Here is a 17925-nt window from a genome sequence, read left to right as displayed (position 1 = left end):
ACAAATATATTTATTTATTTATAGCCTTAGCAAATAAAATTGTAATACCTTGATGGATAATTTAAACTAATATTTTTTATAATTTATCGTTAAATATTTAGTTTTTTCGTGCAAAAACAATATACGACTTACACGCTGTTTAAATGTTTGCTGAAACATTATTTAAAAACGATCTAATCACCCAGATAGCATTTTTTAGGGGGTCGGGCGGAACGCCGCAGGGTAACTGCAAGACCTCAATTGAGATGCGTTACTACTTACTATCTAACGCTTTCAGTCTCAACCTACGTAGAGACACAAAGTTGTGCGTCTCTGCACGTTTATAAACCTGCTGGCAAATACCATTGACGTACTAGCTGCTATCGATACTCAAGCAAAGGGCATACTAAGGGTATTAAATGTTTGCCATAAAACTTGTGCGGTAAGGTAGGTACAGATGGATGCGATCGCTATAATTCCCCAATATCAACTAATAGAAAAACTCTATGCTGGCTCTAGAACAGTGGTGTATAGGGGCATAAGAGAAGCGGATCGGCTTGGCATTGTAGTCAAATTGCTACTGCGCGAGTACCCAACTTTCAGCGAACTGTTGCAGTTTCGTAACCAGTATACGATTGCCAAAAATCTAGATAGTCCGGGGATTATTCGTCCATATAGTTTAGAAACTTACCGCAATAGCTATGCGTTAGTGATGGAAGATTTTGGCGGTACTTCACTACGAGGCTATGTTCAAAATCAACCACTAACATTAAAGGAGTTTTTGGAAATTGCCATCCAACTTGCGGATATCCTCAACTACTTGCACCATCACCAAATTATTCACAAAGACATCAAACCTGCAAATATCCTGATTCACCCAGAGACAAAGCAGGTTAAAATCATCGATTTTAGTATTGCTTCTTTATTACCCAAAGAAACCCAGGAAATTAAAAATCCCAATGTTCTAGAAGGGACATTAGCCTATCTTGCACCAGAACAAACTGGACGGATGAATCGAGGGATTGATTATCGGGCAGATTTCTATGCATTGGGAGTCACTTTTTTTGAATTGCTAACGGGAGAACTGCCGTTTTTGACTGACGATCCAATGGAGTTGCTACATTGTCATATTGCCAAACAACCCGATCGATTCAGAATTAAAAATGGCGATCGCAGACTCGCTAACGCTGCGCTAACAAAATTAGAAAACGAAGAAGCGGTTCCCCAAGTTCTCTGTGATATTGTGATGAAGCTGATGGCAAAGAATGCTGAAGATCGCTATCAGAGTGCATTAGGATTGAAATATGATTTAGAAACTTGCCGAGAACAACTCAATTTTACAGATAAGATTGAAACCTTTAAAATTGCAACCAGGGATGTGTGCGATCGCTTCCTCGTCAGAGAAAAATTATACGGTCGAGAAAACGAAGTTCAGCAACTACTAGCAGCCTTTGAAAGGGTTTCTCAAGGAAGTAGCGAACTGATGTTAGTTGCAGGTTTTTCTGGTATTGGTAAAACTGCTGTTGTCAATGAAGTTCATAAACCCATTGTTAAACAACGAGGCTATTTCATTAAAGGTAAATTTGACCAATTTAATCGCAATATTCCCTTTTCTGCTTTTGTACAAGCTTTTCGGAATTTAATGATGCAGTTGTTAACAGAGACTGACCAACAGCTAGATCGCTGGAAAACCAGTATTCTAGAAGCTGTCGGCGAGAATGGACAGGTAATTATTGAAGTTATTCCTGAATTAGAAATAATTATTGGTCAACAACCACCCGCACCAAAATTATCAGGGAATGCGGTACAGAATCGCTTTAATTTACTATTTCAGAAGTTTGTAGAGCTATTCACAACTAAAGAACATCCCTTGGTGATGTTTTTAGATGATTTGCAGTGGGCAGATTCAGCCTCTCTCAAGTTGATGCAATTGTTGATGAGTGAATCATCCGGGGGATATTTATTATTAATTGGTGCTTATCGGGATAATGAAGTCTTTGCGGCTCATCCTTTGATATTTACTTTAGAAGATATTAGGAAAACTCAGGCTATTATTAATACTATTACATTAGTTAAATTAAGTTTATTAAGTTTAAATGAGTTAGTGGCTGATACACTTAGTTGTTCCCTAAAAATTGCTGAACCATTAACTAAACTCGTTTACCAAAAGAGTAAAGGTAATCCGTTTTTTAGCACACAATTTCTTAAATCTCTCTATGAAGATAAGCTGATTGTCTTTGATAGGGAATTAGGTTACTGGCAATGTGATATTGTAGCAGTAAAAGCCTTAAGTCTTACTGATGATGTCGTCGAATTTATGGCATTGCAGTTGCAGAAACTACCGACAAAAACGCAGAATATTTTGAAACTTGCAGCTTGTATTGGCAATCAGTTTAATTTAGCAACTTTAGCAGTTGTTTCTGAACAATCAGAACTTGAAACCTCATCGGATTTGTGGAGAGCATTGCAAGAGGGATTCATCCTACCTCAAAGTGAAATATACAAGTTTTATGTAGGACAAGAAACACAAGATGGGTTAAAAAGCTCTCAGACTATCAGTTATAAGTTTTTGCACGATCGCATTCAGCAAGCGGCTTATTCCTTAATCCCAGAGGGTGAGAATCAAGCAATTCATTTGCAAATTGGCAACCTGCTATTAAATAATACACCTATTGAAAAGCAAGAAGAGAGAATTTTTGAGATTGTTAATCAATTGAATATTGGTGTGAAGCTAATTATTCAGCAGTCAGACAGAGAGCAATTAGCACAGTTAAATCTGTTAGCTGGGCAAAAAGCGAAACTATCTACTGCATATACTGCGGCAATGGAATATATTAGTTTTGGTATTCAGCTATTGACAACAGATAGTTGGGAACGAAAGTATGCTCTCGCCTTAGCCTTGTATGAAGAAGCTGCTGCGGCTGCTTATCTGATTGGCGAATTTGACAAGGTAGAAGAGTTTGCCTTACAAGTACAACACCATGCTAAAGTTTTACTAGATCGGGTTAAATCTATTGAGATTCAAATTCAATCTTATTTAGCTCAGAGCCGTTTTGATAATTCGATTCAGACTGCGATCGCACTTCTGAATCTCTTAGGTGTTAAACTCTCTCCCCAAGCCAGTCAAACGGAAACATTACTTGGTTTAGGCAAAATAACATTACGATTGCTAGGCAAATCTCCTTTAAGTTTAATTGACTTGCCTAACATGACTGGAGGGGAACAACTAGCAGCAATTAGAATTCTGGCTAGTACTAATTCAACTGCTTATATTGCTCGTCCAGATTTGCTACCACCAATTATTTTAAATGAAGTCAGTTTATCGATGCAGTATGGTAATGCAGCAGAATCTGCATTTGGTTATGCCTGGTATGGATTGATTCAGTGTGGCATTATCGGAAATATTCAGGCAGGTTATGAATTTGGCCAACTAGCATTACAAGTTCTGGATAAATTTAATGCTCAGGAATTAAAAGCTAGAACCTTTTTCATTGTTGAAACATTTGTCAATCACTGGCATCAACATACTCAGGAGACAATTGCACCATTAACCGAAGCCTATCAAGTAGGTTTAGAAACAGGAGATATTGAATATGCGTCATGGGCTAGTTATACTCGTAGTTTTCATGGATATTTTATCGGTGAAGAGTTGTCTGAGTTAGAAAAAAAGATGGGTGATTACGCCGAAGTCTACAGGCAATTTAAACAGGAAAAACCTTTTACATATATAAATTCATTTCGTCAAGCCATCAAGAATTTATTAGGAGAATCTACTAATCCTAGTGAATTATCAGGTTCTGTTTATGATGCCCAAAATACTCGCAAATTACAAGAACAAGCAGGCGATCGCACCGGATTAAGCTTTAGCTATGCCAATGAACTAATACTTTGCTATCTGTTTGAAAATTATGCTGCGGCTTCAGATGCGGCGATTAATGCCATAACCTATTTAGATGGAGTAACATCGGCAGCAGTAGTACCAGTAGTTTATTTTTATGACGCATTAACACAACTAAATCTTTATTTAAAAGCAACCGCGATTGAGAAAAAACAAATTATTAAAAAAGTCACTTATCATCAAAAAAAGTTGAGAAAATGGGTACATCATGCCCCAATGAATTATCAACACAAATTTTACTTAATTGAGGCAGAACGGCATCGAGTTTTGCAACACAAAAATAAAGCGATGGAATTGTATGATTCCTCTATCTCCCTCGCCAAAGAAAACGGCTATATCCAAGAAGAAGCTCTCGCAAACGAACTTGTAGCCAAATTTTACCTAGAATTGGGAAAAGAAAAAGTAGCTCAGGCATATATGCAAGAAGCTTACTATTGTTACGCTAAATGGGGTGCTAAGGCAAAAACTGATGACTTAGAAAAACGCTATCCTCAGCTACTTCAACCCATTCTGCAACAACAAAAACTCAGCTTCAACTCTCTAGAAACTATAGCAGCAACAGGTGGCACTTCAATTTCAAAATCAACAATTAGTACTAGTGCTACTAGTACCAGTATTTCTGAGATTTTAGATTTTGTATCTGTCATCAAAGTAGCTCAAATTATCTCCCGCAGCATCCAATTAGATGAATTAATTACTAATCTTACTAAAATTATCTTAGAAAATGCTGGAGCAAAAAAATGTGTACTAATTCTACCAAATGAAGACGAATGGCAAATTCAAGCGATCGCCTCTATTAATCCCACCGATCAGCAGAGCGTAACAGTTCTTAGTTCACAACCTTTAGATGACTGTCAAGAGGTTCCTGTACAGCTTATTCAATACGTTAAACATACGTTAGAACCTCTGGTAATTGACAATTGCCAAACTGAAATTAGTGGTTTGATTGGCGATTACATGTTGCGATATAAACCAAAAAGTGCCTTATGTATACCGATTATCAATCAAGGGCATTTGGTTGGAATTATTTATTTAGAAAACAACTTAACTCAAGGTATATTTACAATTGGTCGCCTAGTAGTTATTAATTTTCTTTGTACTCAAGCCGCAATTTCTCTAGAAAATGCTCGGCTTTATCAACAGTCACAACAAGCATTGCAAGACTTACAAAAAGCTCAATTGCAACTTGTGCAAAGTGAGAAAATGTCAGCATTGGGTAATTTAGTTGCAGGTATAGCCCATGAAATCAACAATCCTGTAGGCTTTATTGCCGGAAATATTCCCCCAGCATTAGATTATCTCAAAGATATATTTGATTTACTTAATTTATATCAGCAAGAATATCCCCAAACGAATACAGTTATTGCTGATAAAATTAATGCAATTGATTTGGAATATATAGAAGAAGATTTGCCAAAACTGATTGCATCTATGGATTTGGGAATTAGTCGCATCCGTGATATTAGCACCAGTTTAAGAACATTTTCTAGGGCAGATCGATACTACAAAGTTGCTTGTGATATTCACGAAGGCATTAACAGTACAATTTTGATTTTGAAGCATCGCCTCAAAGCCAATGAAACCCGTCCAGCGATTGAAGTTATTACAAGCTATGGTGATTTGCCTGAAGTGGAATGTTTTTCTGGACAACTGAATCAGGTGTTTATGAACTTACTAGCAAATGCCATTGATGCCTTAGAAGAATCAAATCAGGGACGTAGTTATCAGGAGATTGAGGCTAACCCTAATCGCATCACAATTCGGACATTTTTACAAGATAATTATGTCAATATTTTGATTGCTGACAATGGCAAGGGGATGAGAACAGAGGTAAAACAAAGAATTTTTGACCATTTATTTACAACTAAAAGAGTTGGTCAAGGTACAGGATTAGGATTAGCGATCGCTCGTCAAATTGTGGTAGAAAAACACGGTGGTCAAATCATTGTGGAATCTGAAGTCGGTGTAGGTACACAATTTGCGATCGCCATTCCTATTTAGGACTTACAAAACCCTTTGCTTAGGGAATTGGGAATGGGAAAGAAGGAAGGGAGCAGGGGGAGAATAACTATTAATATATTTCCCAATTCCCAATTCCCAAATTTCATTGATTAATCATTGCTATTTTTAGATTTACGTTGCAATTGTTTTAGCGATTGATACATATCTGGCAGGCGACCATAAACAGCACATACTTTGAGATATAGTTTGTAAGGAAGGGCTGGAGTTCCGCAGACAACTTCTCCTGGCGCAACATCGTTGTGAATTCCACTTTGAGCAGATGTCATTGCTCCATCTCCTATCTTCACTTGATTGACTATTCCTGTTTGTCCGGCTAAAATAACGCGATTTCCCAGTTGAACACCTCCCGCCATACCAACCTGACCTGCGATCGCACAGCCAGAACCGATTTTGCAACCGTGACCTATTTGCACTAAGCTGTCAATTACTGTATTGCGACCTACCCGTGTTTCTCCGACGGATGGACGGTCAATACCACTGTTGCAGCCAACTTCCACGCCATCTTCTAAGACTGTATAGCCAGATTGTTCCATTTTGAACCAACCAGTCCGGGTAGGAACAAAACCAAAGCCTTCTGCACCAATGACAGCACCACTGTGAATGACGCAATCTGCACCGATGTGGGTGCGTTCGTGGATGGTACAGTTGGCGTGTAGGGTAGTGCGATCGCCTATTTTGACATTTGGATAAATCACCACATTGGGATGAATAATTGCGCCATCGCCAATTTCTACGCCTTGCTGAATCACAGCATGGGGGCCAATATAAACATCACTACCAACTTTTGCGGTGGAGTGAATCACAGCAGTGGGATGAATTTCTGGAACAGGGCGATATGGTTGGTAAAAAAGTGCGATCGCTTTGGCAAACAACAGTCGCGGATCTGGAGTTGCTAGCCAGACAATACCTCTCTCTTGTGCGATCGCCTGTAATTTTTCGTCTTCGGGAAAAATTAAAGCACTAGCATTGGTCTTACCGACAAAAGATCCAAATTTTGGCCCTTCTACATAGCTGAGAGTACCAGTAGTAGCTTCATCAATAGCTGCTACCCCTGTAATTTCTGGGTCATAGTCTGGGTTGCTAATCAGACTATGATTGCTAACAGCATCACCAAATTGGCGGATAATTTCGCTGAATTTCATTGTTGGATGTGTTCAAAATTGATCTACAATGGCAAGATAATTTTCCCTCTTTATGCTCCAATAGACCAATTTTGTAGACACATAGTGGCAAGGTAATCAGACCATACCTAACTTCGCTTCAGGTTAGAGGACTTCACCGACATTCTTCTGTTGATGGCTCTCGTTGTAAAGATGAGCCTACTTTCAGCGAATCTTGTTTCAGTAGCGTCTTGAGGCGTTGATTATCTTCAGCAGCGATCGTCTCACCATAGTGATGAAGTTGAAAAAGTTGGCAATAACGGTTTTGTTTGGCGCAAATCAAGCAGCCATAAGCATGATTGCCGTTAGTACCGCATAGCCGATGTCCCATCACCGGGCCGAGAGAAGTATTTTGCTCGCTAGCAACAGTGCTGAGAATTGAGCGCAGTTTTGACTCGAACTCCAATGACAAGTATTCCTTACGTCCTGGTTGTGTACGATCCCATTCTGGAACGATTAATTCCTGTTTTAACAGACTCGCTTCAATCTCTTCAGACATCACAAGCCCAGACAGAATAACATGATGGGAGATATGGGGCAGTAGCGTGCGTGCTAATTGCCACATTAAAGCTTCATCAAACCACTGTTCAACCAGTGGACGTAGATACCAACAACACGGAATGCCAAGTTTGACTAAATCTTGCAGCAACTGTACCCGACTCTGAATTGAGGCTTGCTCATAACCTGGTTTCAAAGGAGGTAAACTTACAAAGACAGTGACTCGAAGGGAATGAGGTTGCTCTAGAGTTGTTTTTAGGCGCTCCAGAAAAGATTGGCCAGGATGAACTTTAGTAGTGATGTAGACTATGTTGGCTGCTTTACGCTCAATCAGTGCATCTAGAATTGACAGTACACGTTCTCGATGGGCTGGAATAAAGGGATCGGAGTAGTCGCATAGTGAAATCGGAAAGCCCTTTTGTCCCTCCTGAGTAGCAAAAATGCGATCTAGCAAAATATCAAGGAGGTCAATCGGAGCTAAGACATCCTGAAAGTTTTGGGGATAATGGTGCCAGTCACGGTCTTGATGACAGACACAATAAGCACACTCAATCGGACAACGATTCTGGGCATTTGGTAGAAATGGATTGAGACTGAAGTATTTTACAGCACGCTCATCATCAGGAATACCAAGCACTGGAAAGCCATGTAGCATATACTGGCTACCTTGCAACGTAATTTCAGACGCAGTATTTTTATCAGTGTTCATACATTATCTAGGAAAAACTAATACACCCTGAAAAATTTGCCTTCTCTAGGGTGGCTGGTGTGAATGTGGAGTGGCAAGGTGAGAAATGCTAGATAATTAGTATGAATTTTGATAAGTAAATATAGCTAATAGCGATCGCTTATTTATAAAGAATTGGTAAATGTGGTGAGGCTAACACGGAGACGTTCTTGGTAACAAGTTTTAAGAGTAGACTTTTGCCACTTTGTACTAGCCAGATAATTAAGACGTAGATTATTTATCTTCTAGAAAGTTCGAGTTTTGAAATGATTAATAATATACAATAATTAAGAGAGCGCTTGCTCGGCTACTGAATTACCTAAAATTTTGTCTTCAACATTTCTCATCTTTGACAGGATATGTGTTGGGTTGCGAAATATGACGACAGAGGAGGGCATAATGCTCGTAATCTGAAAATTTCCTCAAATAAGCATAATTCCCATCTTTACGAAATAAGGCACCAAGTCCAAAGGCAATCAACTTTTGATAAATACTTTTAGTAGGAACTGGAATGGGAAATTTCCGACTTACGGGTCTACCAAATACAGGATCAAAAAGTCTATCCTGAGTATGCAAATCATAAAGCTTCTTGATTAGCCAAACCTGATGCAGGCAATTATTAATTACTTTTTCCTGTTCTCCAAGTTGCCAAAGTACTGAATCTGACTCATAAGTTGCTAATTGATTTTCACCCAAATTCATCTGAACTAAAGCTTCTAAGGTATACTTAGCTACAATAGGATATTTAGCTAATATATCTTTACCTTGAAAATAATCTTTGTATTCTGTGTATAGTTCGAGACTAATAACTTCTCCTAGAATCTCACGTAGTAAATCATAATTTGTATTGACGTTAATTCCATTAGCTTGACAAAGTGGGTCATCGAGAATGATACTATTAAATCCGATTATCCTCTCAGCTTGGTCAAGCAATTCCTGAAAAGCTTTTAAGCGGTCTTTTGTAAAAGCTTCTAATCTTCCTCCTGGTAATTTCCAGCTTGCCCAAGTACTAATAATGGCTATGTCTAGATTTTCATAATCTTGTTGGCCATTACAATATTCTTCTTCTGACTCAAGCAAACCAGATTCAAGAGGAATGAATTTAATAGGTTGACACTTGTAAATTAGTGAGCGCATTTGGATTTAAATATATTATTCAAACAAAGGTACTGTATACCATTTTGTCATTTTTCCGTACCATCTACTTGCTTGTTCATAGGATTCAAGCCAATCGATAGGAGTATACGTTTCATCTAAATACGAATAACTATATTCTTGTTGATAACAGACTGAATAACCCTTTTCTAAGGTTTTCCAATAGGTTGCTTCCCAAGGTTCAAACACCTCCCAAACTTCTGAACCAGGAATATGTTTATGATCCATAAAACAGTCTATAGCAAGTAATGTCTCTATCATTTGTCGCTGATTACCTATTATTTCACCGCTATTATCAGAAAAAAACATCCTGACAAACTGATTCCAATTAGGATGAGCAAGTTCTTCCCACTTAGCTCCTCCTTGTGGAGTTAAATAGTAATCAGCTGGTAGTTCTCCATTTAAGTTAGCCTTAATTTCATCACAAGTTAAAACTACATTAGAAATTTCCTCTTTTTCTGGATCTTCACGAGAGTATAAAGATGCTAAGATATCACCGTTCTGAAACAGGTGATGAGCAGCATTTACTACGTCAGAATAAAATAGATTTTCCTCTTGTGCCACTTGCGTCAAGGTTGGAGAAAATTTTATGGCAAACTCAAGAATTAGATACTCTGTTTGATTCATGACTATCCTCTATCAATTGATAAGTTAGTAGTAGTAAGCACTAAAGTCATTATATTCTAAGCACTAAAGTGCTTACTACTAACTCTCTTAAACTGTCATAATTCCTGTAGCGGGACTAATCGCTAGTCGCCATTGCTATCCCTGCTAAATATCCAGTTGTCCAAGCACTTTGGAAGTTAAACCCACCGGTAACGCCATCAATATCTAAGATTTCTCCGGCAAAATAAAGACCAGGAACTAACCGACTTTCCATTGTCTTGAAGTTGACTTCTTTGAGCTTGACGCCGCCACAGGTAACAAATTCTTCTTTAAAGGCTCCTTTACCGTTGATTAAATATTGTCCCTGTGTAAGTTCTTGCACCAGTTGATTTAAGGTTTTACTAGATATTTCTGCCCAACGGTCTTCTGTGGTAATGCCTGCACGGGCAATGATATATTGCCAGAGACGATGGGGTAGATCGACGCCGCGATGTAATGCGATCGCTTTCTTACCCCATTCATCTTTAACTGCTAAAACTTTTTCTCGGACTTCTTCTTGTTGCATCAGGGGTAGCCAATTAATCGATAATTTGGCTTGATAGCGGCTTTCGTGCAGAACTCTCGCACCCCAAGCAGAAAGCTTCAAAACAGCCGGGCCACTCAAACCCCAGTGGGTAATTAGCAATGGCCCAGTTTGTTGTAATTGGGATTTTCCGCCCGCAGATAACCGTAATTGGACAGGGTTAACGCTAACTCCAGCTAACTCCCGCAACTTTTGATCGAGAATGTTGAAGGTAAATAACGAGGGGACTGGCGGTTCAATTTGATGGCCTAACTCTTGGACAATTTTATAACCGACAATGCTGCTACCAGTGGCAAGCAGTAGGCGATCGCATTTAATCGTCTCTCCCGATTTCAGAAGAACATCAAACTCCCCATCTGCTGCGGTTCGGTTCACTGAAGTTACATGTGTACCGATCCGGAGTTTGACCCCAGATTTCGCCACCGCTTTTATTAGACATTCCACAATGGTTTCTGAAGTATTGGTGACAGGAAACATCCGGCCATCAGCTTCAGTTTTTAGATAGACTCCACCAGTAGCAAACCAAGCTACTGTATCTTGAGGGCCAAAGCGAGTCAAAGCACCCCGCAAAGCTTTTGCACCTCTGGGGTAATTTTGGACTAACTCCTCCGGCTCAAAGCAAGCGTGAGTCACGTTGCAGCGTCCCCCACCAGAAATTAGCACTTTCGCCAGTGGTTGACGACTGGCTTCGAGTAAAGTAACTTGGGCATCAGGATTGGCTTTAGCACAAGCGATCGCGCCAAAAAATCCCGCAGCCCCACCCCCAATAACTACAATTCGTAACGGTAGCAAGTTCTAAAATTTCTCAATAGCACGTACTTTACTAGGCTAGCTGTTATCTTCACTCTTCAACTAGTTCAAATTGATCTTTTGTGGCACCACAAGTAGGACATGACCAATCTTCTGGTATATCTTCAAAAGCTGTTCCCGGCGCTATATCGCTATCTGGATCGCCTAATTCTGGATCGTATTCATAGCTGCAAACGGTACATATATACTTTGCCATGTCCCTATCCTCTGGTAAATTTTTGGCATTACTTCCCTATTAAATACTTCTGGCAGTGAGTAAAAATAGCTACGCTACAATTCTTAAACCAGAGTATACGTTTACCTTTGGGGGAAATTTCCCAGATTATAAAAAATCAGATTACAAACGCCACCAAGTCCTTTGGGCGTAGCTGATAATCCCGATTGCGATCGCCCCTAGTAGCAGTAGCAAAATAATTCCACCTGGAATAAAAGTAAGAATACCAAAGCCTCTCAGTACCCATACTGCTACGCTAACACCAAGAAGGATACCAAAAATCTGGATTAATCTACGATTTAAAGAAGATTGACTCACCTAATTTTCCTCTCAACTCAATAGAAATTACACTTGATATTTACCATCAGATATGAAGTTATGATGAAGTTATAGTTTCATCAGAAATAACACTTAAAAATAGAGATATCCTATCCAGATTTTGGGGTAAGACGCTTGATATTAAATAGTGTTTATGCCATTTTAGCTGTTAAGAACTTAGTTTTTCATTTATAATACTGCTATTATCAATCCTACTTAAGTATTTATTGTGTTAATTGCGATCGGAACTACAGGTTTTACAGTAAAAAAACTGAAATAATTACCAAAATCTCACCCTTTCCGGAAAGGATAGGCATTACACTGGAACTAAAATTTAATGGGTTAGATCGAAATCAAGTTTTATGACTTGTAGTTTTAACTCGATTTAGGTGGGTGAGTTGAGGAGTAACTAAAATCATTATGTCTGCGTCTTATATATCAGATTCAATTATTGAAGGTTCAGGTATGGCTTGGAGTCAAGACAAGCAAAAGTTGCTGGTACAGGGTGAAATTTTGGTAGAAACGCGATCGCACAAAACCTGTGGTGGCGCGGTGACAGCTTGGATGTATTTGCCGATGGTGCGATCGCAAGTTTGGCAGCAATTAACTGATTATCCCCGGTGGGTGCAATATTTTCCTGATATCACTAAAAGCGAGATATCACACAAAGGTGAAGTCAAACGTTTATATCAAGCAGCACAAAAAGCCTTTTTCTTTTTTACCGCTCAAGTGGAAATTTACCTCAACGTTGTAGAAGTGCTGGGGCAACAAATCCAGTTTCGCATGGTAAAAGGGACTTTTGAGGATTTTAACGCCAATTTAGAACTCCAAGATTGCGGTAACGGCACCTTGCTTGCTTATACTGTCCAAGCTACACCTCTGATTCCGATTCCATCAATTTTTATTCAACAAGCAATGAACTTAGAATTACCTGCAAATATGCGGAAAATGCGACAAGTGATTTGTAAGCAGTAGGAAGTAGTGTAGTTCTATTATTTGAAAAGTGGGTATTGCTGAATCAAGAGATGATTCTTGTGGAGTGGGCATCCTGCCCGCCCAGAAATACAAGGGACGGGCAAGATGCCCATCCCACAAATATACAATGCCCCCTACAAACTCACACTGAATTAGCTGCTAAATACCTCAACAGGTAAGCGACTAAAAGAAAGACGCTCATTTTGCACATCTACAAAGATGGTGTCGCCGTTGTTGAATTCACCGCGCAAAATAGCTTTGGCAATTTGAGTTTCTAACTCGCGCTGAATCGCCCGCTTCAGTGGACGCGCCCCATACACTGGGTCATACCCTACTTCAGCTAAAAAGTCAAGTGCGATATCCGAGAGTTTGAGGGATATTTTGCGATCGCCCAATCTTTGCCGCAATCTTTGCACTTGTAATAGCACAATCTGCCGCAATTCCTTCTTATCTAAACCGTGGAAGATGATGATTTCATCAATCCGATTCAGGAATTCTGGACGGAAACTATTCCGCATCGCTTCCATTACCCGACGGCGCATTTCGTCGTAGTGGGCGTTATCCCCAGCGACATCCAGAATGTATTGCGAACCGATGTTGCTAGTCATGATGATAATAGCGTTCTTGAAGTCCACCTTATGACCTTGGGCATCAGTAACCCGACCATCATCAAGAATTTGCAAGAAAATATTGAAAACATCGGGGTGTGCTTTCTCGATTTCGTCGAAGAGAATCACAGAGTAAGGACGGCGGCGAATCGCTTCTGTAAGTTGTCCGCCTTCTTCATAACCCACGTATCCCGGAGGCGCACCGATTAAGCGGGAGACAGCGTGTTTCTCCATGTACTCCGACATATCGATTCGCACCAGCGCATCTTCGCTATCGAACATATAGCCCGCCAGCGCTTTTGCCAACTCGGTTTTACCCACACCTGTCGGCCCAAGGAAAACAAAGCTGGCGATGGGACGATTGGGATCGGCTAGTCCAGCCCGCGATCGCTGAATTGCATCAGCTACGGCTGTGACTGCTTCTTCTTGTCCAATGACGCGGTGGTGCAGTTCATCTTCTAAATGCAGCAGTTTCTCTTTCTCAGATTCCACCAACTTGCTGATCGGAATTCCTGTCCATTTAGAAATAATTTCAGCAATATCACCTTCTGTAACTTCTTCCCGTAATAGTGATTTACCACTTCTTTGGGCGCTTGCTAACTCAGCTTCTACTGCTTCCAATTGGCGATGCAAGCTGGTTAAATTACCATATTTCAACTCCGCAGCCCGGTTAAGGTCGTAATCGCGTTCTGCTTGCTGAATTTCTAAGTTGACCCGTTCAATTTCTTTTTTGACAGACTGAATTTTGTCAATGATATCTTTTTCAGACTGCCATTGAGTATTCAGAGTTCTTTGTTCTTCTTTGAGATCGGCAATTTCTTTTTCCAATCTTTCTAAACGTTCGCGAGAAGCGGCATCGCTTTCTTTTTGCAGCGATAGCTTCTCCATTTCCAATTGCAGAATCTTGCGATCGATTTCGTCGAGTTCTTCTGGTTTGGAGGTGATCTCCATTTTCAATCTCGCGGCGGCTTCGTCTACCAAATCAATGGCTTTATCAGGGAGGAAGCGATCGCTAATATATCGACTCGACAACACGGCGGCTGCAACCAAAGCACTATCAGAAATCTTCACCCCGTGGTGGTTTTCATAACGTTCTCTCAACCCGCGCAAAATCGAAATACTATCTTCTACACTAGGCTGATCGACATAAACTTGCTGGAAGCGTCTTTCTAGTGCGGCATCCTTTTCGATGTGTTTGCGGTATTCATCCAGAGTTGTCGCGCCAATACAGCGCAATTCGCCCCGCGCCAACATCGGTTTTAATAAGTTACCTGCATCCATCGCGCCTTGAGTTGCACCAGCGCCGACAACAGTGTGAATTTCATCAATAAATAAAACAATATTGCCGCCAGATTCAGTAACTTCTTTTAATACTGCTTTTAGGCGTTCTTCAAATTCACCCCGGAATTTTGCCCCTGCAATCAAAGCACCCATATCTAAAGAAATCAGCTTGCGGTCTTTGAGAGATTGAGGTACATCACCTGCGATAATGCGTTGGGCTAATCCTTCTGCGATCGCAGTTTTACCAACACCCGGTTCACCAATTAGCACAGGGTTATTCTTGGTGCGGCGAGAGAGAATTTGCACAGTGCGGCGAATCTCATCATCTCGCCCAATCACTGGGTCAAGTTGACCTTTACGCGCAGCTTCTGTAAGATCGCGCCCGTATTTTTCCAGTGCTTCGTATTTGCCTTCTGGATTTTGATCGGTCACTTTTTGACTCCCACGAACTTGTTTAATAATATTTTTGAGTTTGCCTTCGTCTAAAGCAAACTCTTGGAATAAAGCTTTGCCAAAACGGTCATCTTTGGCATAACCCAGCAATAAGTGTTCAATTGAAATATATTCATCTTGAAACTCCTTGCGATACACGTCTGCTCGATCTAGCAGTGTATCTAAGCTACGTCCCAAGTATACTGAGGTACTATTACCAGATACTTTCGGCTGACGTTGAAAAAATTGTTCGGTGCGATCGCGCAGTTTTTGGAGGTTAACACCCGCTTTGGTGAGAATCCCTGTTGCTAGACCATCTTGTTCTAGCAGCGCTTTCATCAGGTGTTCGCTTTCAATTTGCTGTTGTTGATATTGTTTAACAATATCGGGGGTATGGGCGATCGCTTCCCAGGCTTTTTCTGTAAATTGGTTAGGATTAGTAGGTTGCATATAGGGAGACTTTTAGAAAAACCACTCTAGGCGTACAAGGCACAGAGAGACGAACAGTCTCTCATAAAGACATTCTAAAAAAAGTAAGCTCATTGCTGGATCGGTCTTCACATCTTTATAGAGTAGTAGTATTACCGCCCTTGCTGGTTTTTCTGCCGTTTATTGGTTGGTCTACAAACAATTTTCCTAGTTTAAGATACACCAAAGCAATTGCCCTGAGCATCCTAGCTTGTTTCACTATAATCATCATAAATTTAATTTAAATTAACTTATTGCTGATATTCACTACATTTCTGTTGCTAGAGTGCTAGCACAATGAATATAATGAGTTTCTTGGGAGTTATAGCTAATTTTATCGAGCGATTGAGTAAAATGAAGGTATAATACTTGGATCTCTAATGAAAATATTCTTGTCAACAAACGCGTAAAAGCTAAATATAAACCAGTAAAATTGTATATCGTTATTTAATAGTGATGAAAAAAGTGGAAGATTTTCCTATAAGTTTAACAGCCGAAGAACGCCAATCTCTTTTAATGAGAGAATCCAAAGACTATATGCGCGGGAAGAAAAGCCTCAGCCAATTTCAAGAAGCTGAACGTAAGTATGGTACAGATTATGGTTCAGTTACCCTTGAATTAGCTAGTAAAGATAAGCTTATACCAAAGCTATGGCGTTTTTTGGCATCTCCTTGGCGGCAAAACAAAGACCAAGACTTAATTAAACTCAGATAGCATCTATCTATGTCTATGTACTGAAACTATAGTTTTAATTAGTAATTGAATGTTGTACTTGGTAATTACGTGCTATTAGCATAACTCCTGCTAGACGATTAGCAATTACGAATAGTAACTCTTGCGTGGCTTTAGAATTAAAAGTTGTCACATCTCTGCTGTAGAGACACAAAACACCTAAACTATCCGTACCTCCGATAATTGGTATGGTAATCAATGTCACATAATCTAAAATGCGGCCAGTTCTATCCTTGCTAAAAATGTATTGCGGATCGTCAGCGTGCCACATATTATTTATGCGTGATAAGTGTACAACCCGTCGTTTTTTGTCAATGAAAGTACAACCCGCACACCCCCGATTTTGATTAGGGTCTTTACCAACATAAAAACGTACTTTATTTCCATACTCATTTGGTGAATGTGATTGACACCAAGTAGTTAAAAAATCTGGATCGCTAAGGTCTGGTGCATAAATGGCGATACCACAGCCATCTAGAAGTTGCATGATATTAAGCGTTTTTTCAATAAATTGCTCTAATAGCCGCTTGAGTGATTCATTAATGTTTGGATTTACATCTAACTTAGGCAAAAGTAATAGTAAAGATTCATCCAGTTCGTTAAGCTTGATTGCGATTTGATGCGCTTTATGATAATGTATTGCAGTCAATGAAAGCGGCAACAAAGCAATTAATAAAGCTAAAACCAAAACCCATAGTCTGACAGGTAGTGGCTCGTTAATTAAAGGCAATAGCTTTTCTGAAAAAACTTTATCTGCTTGGTTGCCAATAACACCACTAAAAGCCGCAAGCGATAAAGACGCTAAAAAACTGATAACTATTTTTACCCAGTTGGGAATTTTTGGTAAATTAAACGCCATAGCTGTTGATTGGCATCTAAAAGAGGTGGTCAGTATACCTTTAATTACAGTATAAAGCCTATATAAACAACAACAGGTGTACTTTACAGAATCTCACTGAGATATATCTAAATAATTGTTGGCACAGTCATCTGCATAAACCTTCCCTACCCCCACACAGAGTTACCATAATCCCAGGTCGCCTAGTGGATGCTGAAAATGATTGACCCCTACGACTTTGAAGATGATGACTTTGACATTGAGGATGAAGATTTCTTGAAAATAAAACCCATCAGCCAAATGACTGAGGGCGAAAAGCTACAGCGATTTAAGCGCTTCTTCGACAGCAGCAGCCGTGCTATCTTACAAGACTGTCTATTTCGCATCGTCAATTACGAAGATGGTACGGGTACGTTAGAAATTCTTTGCCCCAATGAAGTTGTAAGACAACGCCTTTCTAAAAAAAAGCGCAAAATTACCAACAACATCAACACCTGCTGGAGTCATATCAGATGGTTTTCCCTATGCGTCCAGCAAGATAGTGAGTTGCATTGCCAGAAGTTTACCCGTAATGGGGATTTAGTTACATCTTAGCTGGGGACTGGGGACTGGGGACTGGGG

At 39.9% G+C, this 17925-nt stretch carries 14 protein-coding genes; 4 read left to right on the top strand and 10 right to left on the bottom strand.

Going from position 1 to position 17925, the window contains the following annotated elements; translation table 11 throughout:
* Positions 1 to 436: 436 nt before the first annotated feature.
* Entirely contained in the window at positions 437 to 5878 is a 5442-nt protein-coding gene (locus tag CDG77_RS15675; RefSeq protein WP_094330277.1) for a trifunctional serine/threonine-protein kinase/ATP-binding protein/sensor histidine kinase, read from the top strand.
* 110 nt (positions 5879 to 5988) lie between these two features.
* On the opposite strand, the gene lpxD is transcribed toward CDG77_RS15675, so the two are convergent.
* From lpxD to CDG77_RS15640, 7 genes are all read right to left on the bottom strand, one after another.
* Complete coding sequence (lpxD, locus tag CDG77_RS15670) at positions 5989 to 7041, bottom strand: UDP-3-O-(3-hydroxymyristoyl)glucosamine N-acyltransferase (RefSeq protein ID WP_094330276.1); 1053 nt, start codon at positions 7039 to 7041, stop codon at positions 5989 to 5991.
* Positions 7042 to 7174: 133 nt separating this feature from the next.
* A complete protein-coding gene (locus CDG77_RS15665; protein ID WP_094330275.1) occupies positions 7175 to 8266 on the bottom strand; it encodes a hypothetical protein in 1092 nt (363 codons plus the stop codon).
* A gap of 351 nt (positions 8267 to 8617) precedes the next feature.
* Entirely contained in the window at positions 8618 to 9421 is an 804-nt protein-coding gene (locus CDG77_RS15660) for a hypothetical protein (RefSeq protein ID WP_094330274.1), read from the bottom strand.
* A 15-nt stretch (positions 9422 to 9436) separates the two neighbouring features.
* A complete protein-coding gene (locus CDG77_RS15655) occupies positions 9437 to 10066 on the bottom strand; it encodes a hypothetical protein (protein ID WP_094330273.1) in 630 nt (209 codons plus the stop codon).
* Between the two features lie 115 nt (positions 10067 to 10181).
* Positions 10182 to 11420 (bottom strand): NAD(P)/FAD-dependent oxidoreductase, encoded by a 1239-nt coding sequence (locus CDG77_RS15650; RefSeq protein ID WP_094330272.1) that lies wholly within the window; start codon positions 11418 to 11420, stop codon positions 10182 to 10184.
* Between the two features lie 49 nt (positions 11421 to 11469).
* Entirely contained in the window at positions 11470 to 11634 is a 165-nt protein-coding gene (rd, locus tag CDG77_RS15645) for a rubredoxin (RefSeq protein WP_094330271.1), read from the bottom strand.
* Positions 11635 to 11775: 141 nt separating this feature from the next.
* Entirely contained in the window at positions 11776 to 11970 is a 195-nt protein-coding gene (locus CDG77_RS15640; protein ID WP_012410758.1) for a hypothetical protein, read from the bottom strand.
* A 420-nt stretch (positions 11971 to 12390) separates the two neighbouring features.
* Here CDG77_RS15640 and CDG77_RS15635 point away from each other — a divergent pair, with 420 nt between their 5' ends.
* The gene (locus CDG77_RS15635) at positions 12391 to 12945 is read left to right on the top strand and encodes an SRPBCC family protein (protein ID WP_094330270.1); all 555 of its coding nucleotides are present in this window, start codon (positions 12391 to 12393) and stop codon (positions 12943 to 12945) included.
* Between the two features lie 152 nt (positions 12946 to 13097).
* Here CDG77_RS15635 and clpB read toward each other — a convergent pair whose 3' ends face one another.
* Together clpB and CDG77_RS38545 are read right to left on the bottom strand one after the other, a co-directional pair.
* The gene (clpB, locus tag CDG77_RS15630) at positions 13098 to 15716 is read right to left on the bottom strand and encodes an ATP-dependent chaperone ClpB (RefSeq protein WP_094330269.1); all 2619 of its coding nucleotides are present in this window, start codon (positions 15714 to 15716) and stop codon (positions 13098 to 13100) included.
* 115 nt (positions 15717 to 15831) lie between these two features.
* Positions 15832 to 15966, bottom strand: coding sequence for a hypothetical protein (locus CDG77_RS38545; RefSeq protein WP_262985159.1), 135 nt, complete (start codon positions 15964 to 15966; stop codon positions 15832 to 15834).
* A gap of 221 nt (positions 15967 to 16187) precedes the next feature.
* Between CDG77_RS38545 and CDG77_RS15625 the strand changes: the two genes are divergently transcribed.
* Complete coding sequence (locus CDG77_RS15625; protein ID WP_143857035.1) at positions 16188 to 16448, top strand: hypothetical protein; 261 nt, start codon at positions 16188 to 16190, stop codon at positions 16446 to 16448.
* A gap of 34 nt (positions 16449 to 16482) precedes the next feature.
* On the opposite strand, the gene CDG77_RS15620 is transcribed toward CDG77_RS15625, so the two are convergent.
* Positions 16483 to 17325: a hypothetical protein gene (locus CDG77_RS15620; RefSeq protein WP_094330267.1), complete on the bottom strand. Its 843-nt coding sequence runs from the start codon at positions 17323 to 17325 to the stop codon at positions 16483 to 16485.
* Between the two features lie 198 nt (positions 17326 to 17523).
* Between CDG77_RS15620 and CDG77_RS15615 the strand changes: the two genes are divergently transcribed.
* A complete protein-coding gene (locus CDG77_RS15615) occupies positions 17524 to 17898 on the top strand; it encodes a hypothetical protein (protein ID WP_094330308.1) in 375 nt (124 codons plus the stop codon).
* Positions 17899 to 17925: the final 27 nt, after the last annotated feature.

Origin of the sequence: Nostoc sp. 'Peltigera membranacea cyanobiont' 213, from assembly GCF_002245975.1 — a bacterium.
Classification (GTDB): Bacteria; Cyanobacteriota; Cyanobacteriia; order Cyanobacteriales; family Nostocaceae; genus Nostoc.
The sequence above is the reverse complement of the archived record's forward strand: the minus strand, read 5'-3'. Positions and strand labels throughout refer to the sequence as shown.

Bases quoted from the DNA above. Each gene is read 5' to 3' on its own strand.
- CDG77_RS15660 (WP_094330274.1), bottom strand. From the start codon at position 9,421: ATGCGCTCACTAATTTACAAGTGTCAACCTATTAAATTCATTCCTCTT.
- CDG77_RS15675 (WP_094330277.1), top strand. From the start codon at position 437: ATGGATGCGATCGCTATAATTCCCCAATATCAACTAATAGAAAAACTC.
- CDG77_RS15635 (WP_094330270.1), top strand. From the start codon at position 12,391: ATGTCTGCGTCTTATATATCAGATTCAATTATTGAAGGTTCAGGTATG.
- CDG77_RS15655 (WP_094330273.1), bottom strand. From the start codon at position 10,066: ATGAATCAAACAGAGTATCTAATTCTTGAGTTTGCCATAAAATTTTCT.
- CDG77_RS15615 (WP_094330308.1), top strand. From the start codon at position 17,524: ATGATTGACCCCTACGACTTTGAAGATGATGACTTTGACATTGAGGAT.
- rd (WP_094330271.1), bottom strand. From the start codon at position 11,634: ATGGCAAAGTATATATGTACCGTTTGCAGCTATGAATACGATCCAGAA.
- clpB (WP_094330269.1), bottom strand. From the start codon at position 15,716: ATGCAACCTACTAATCCTAACCAATTTACAGAAAAAGCCTGGGAAGCG.
- CDG77_RS15620 (WP_094330267.1), bottom strand. From the start codon at position 17,325: ATGGCGTTTAATTTACCAAAAATTCCCAACTGGGTAAAAATAGTTATC.
- lpxD (WP_094330276.1), bottom strand. From the start codon at position 7,041: ATGAAATTCAGCGAAATTATCCGCCAATTTGGTGATGCTGTTAGCAAT.
- CDG77_RS38545 (WP_262985159.1), bottom strand. From the start codon at position 15,966: ATGATGATTATAGTGAAACAAGCTAGGATGCTCAGGGCAATTGCTTTG.
- CDG77_RS15665 (WP_094330275.1), bottom strand. From the start codon at position 8,266: ATGAACACTGATAAAAATACTGCGTCTGAAATTACGTTGCAAGGTAGC.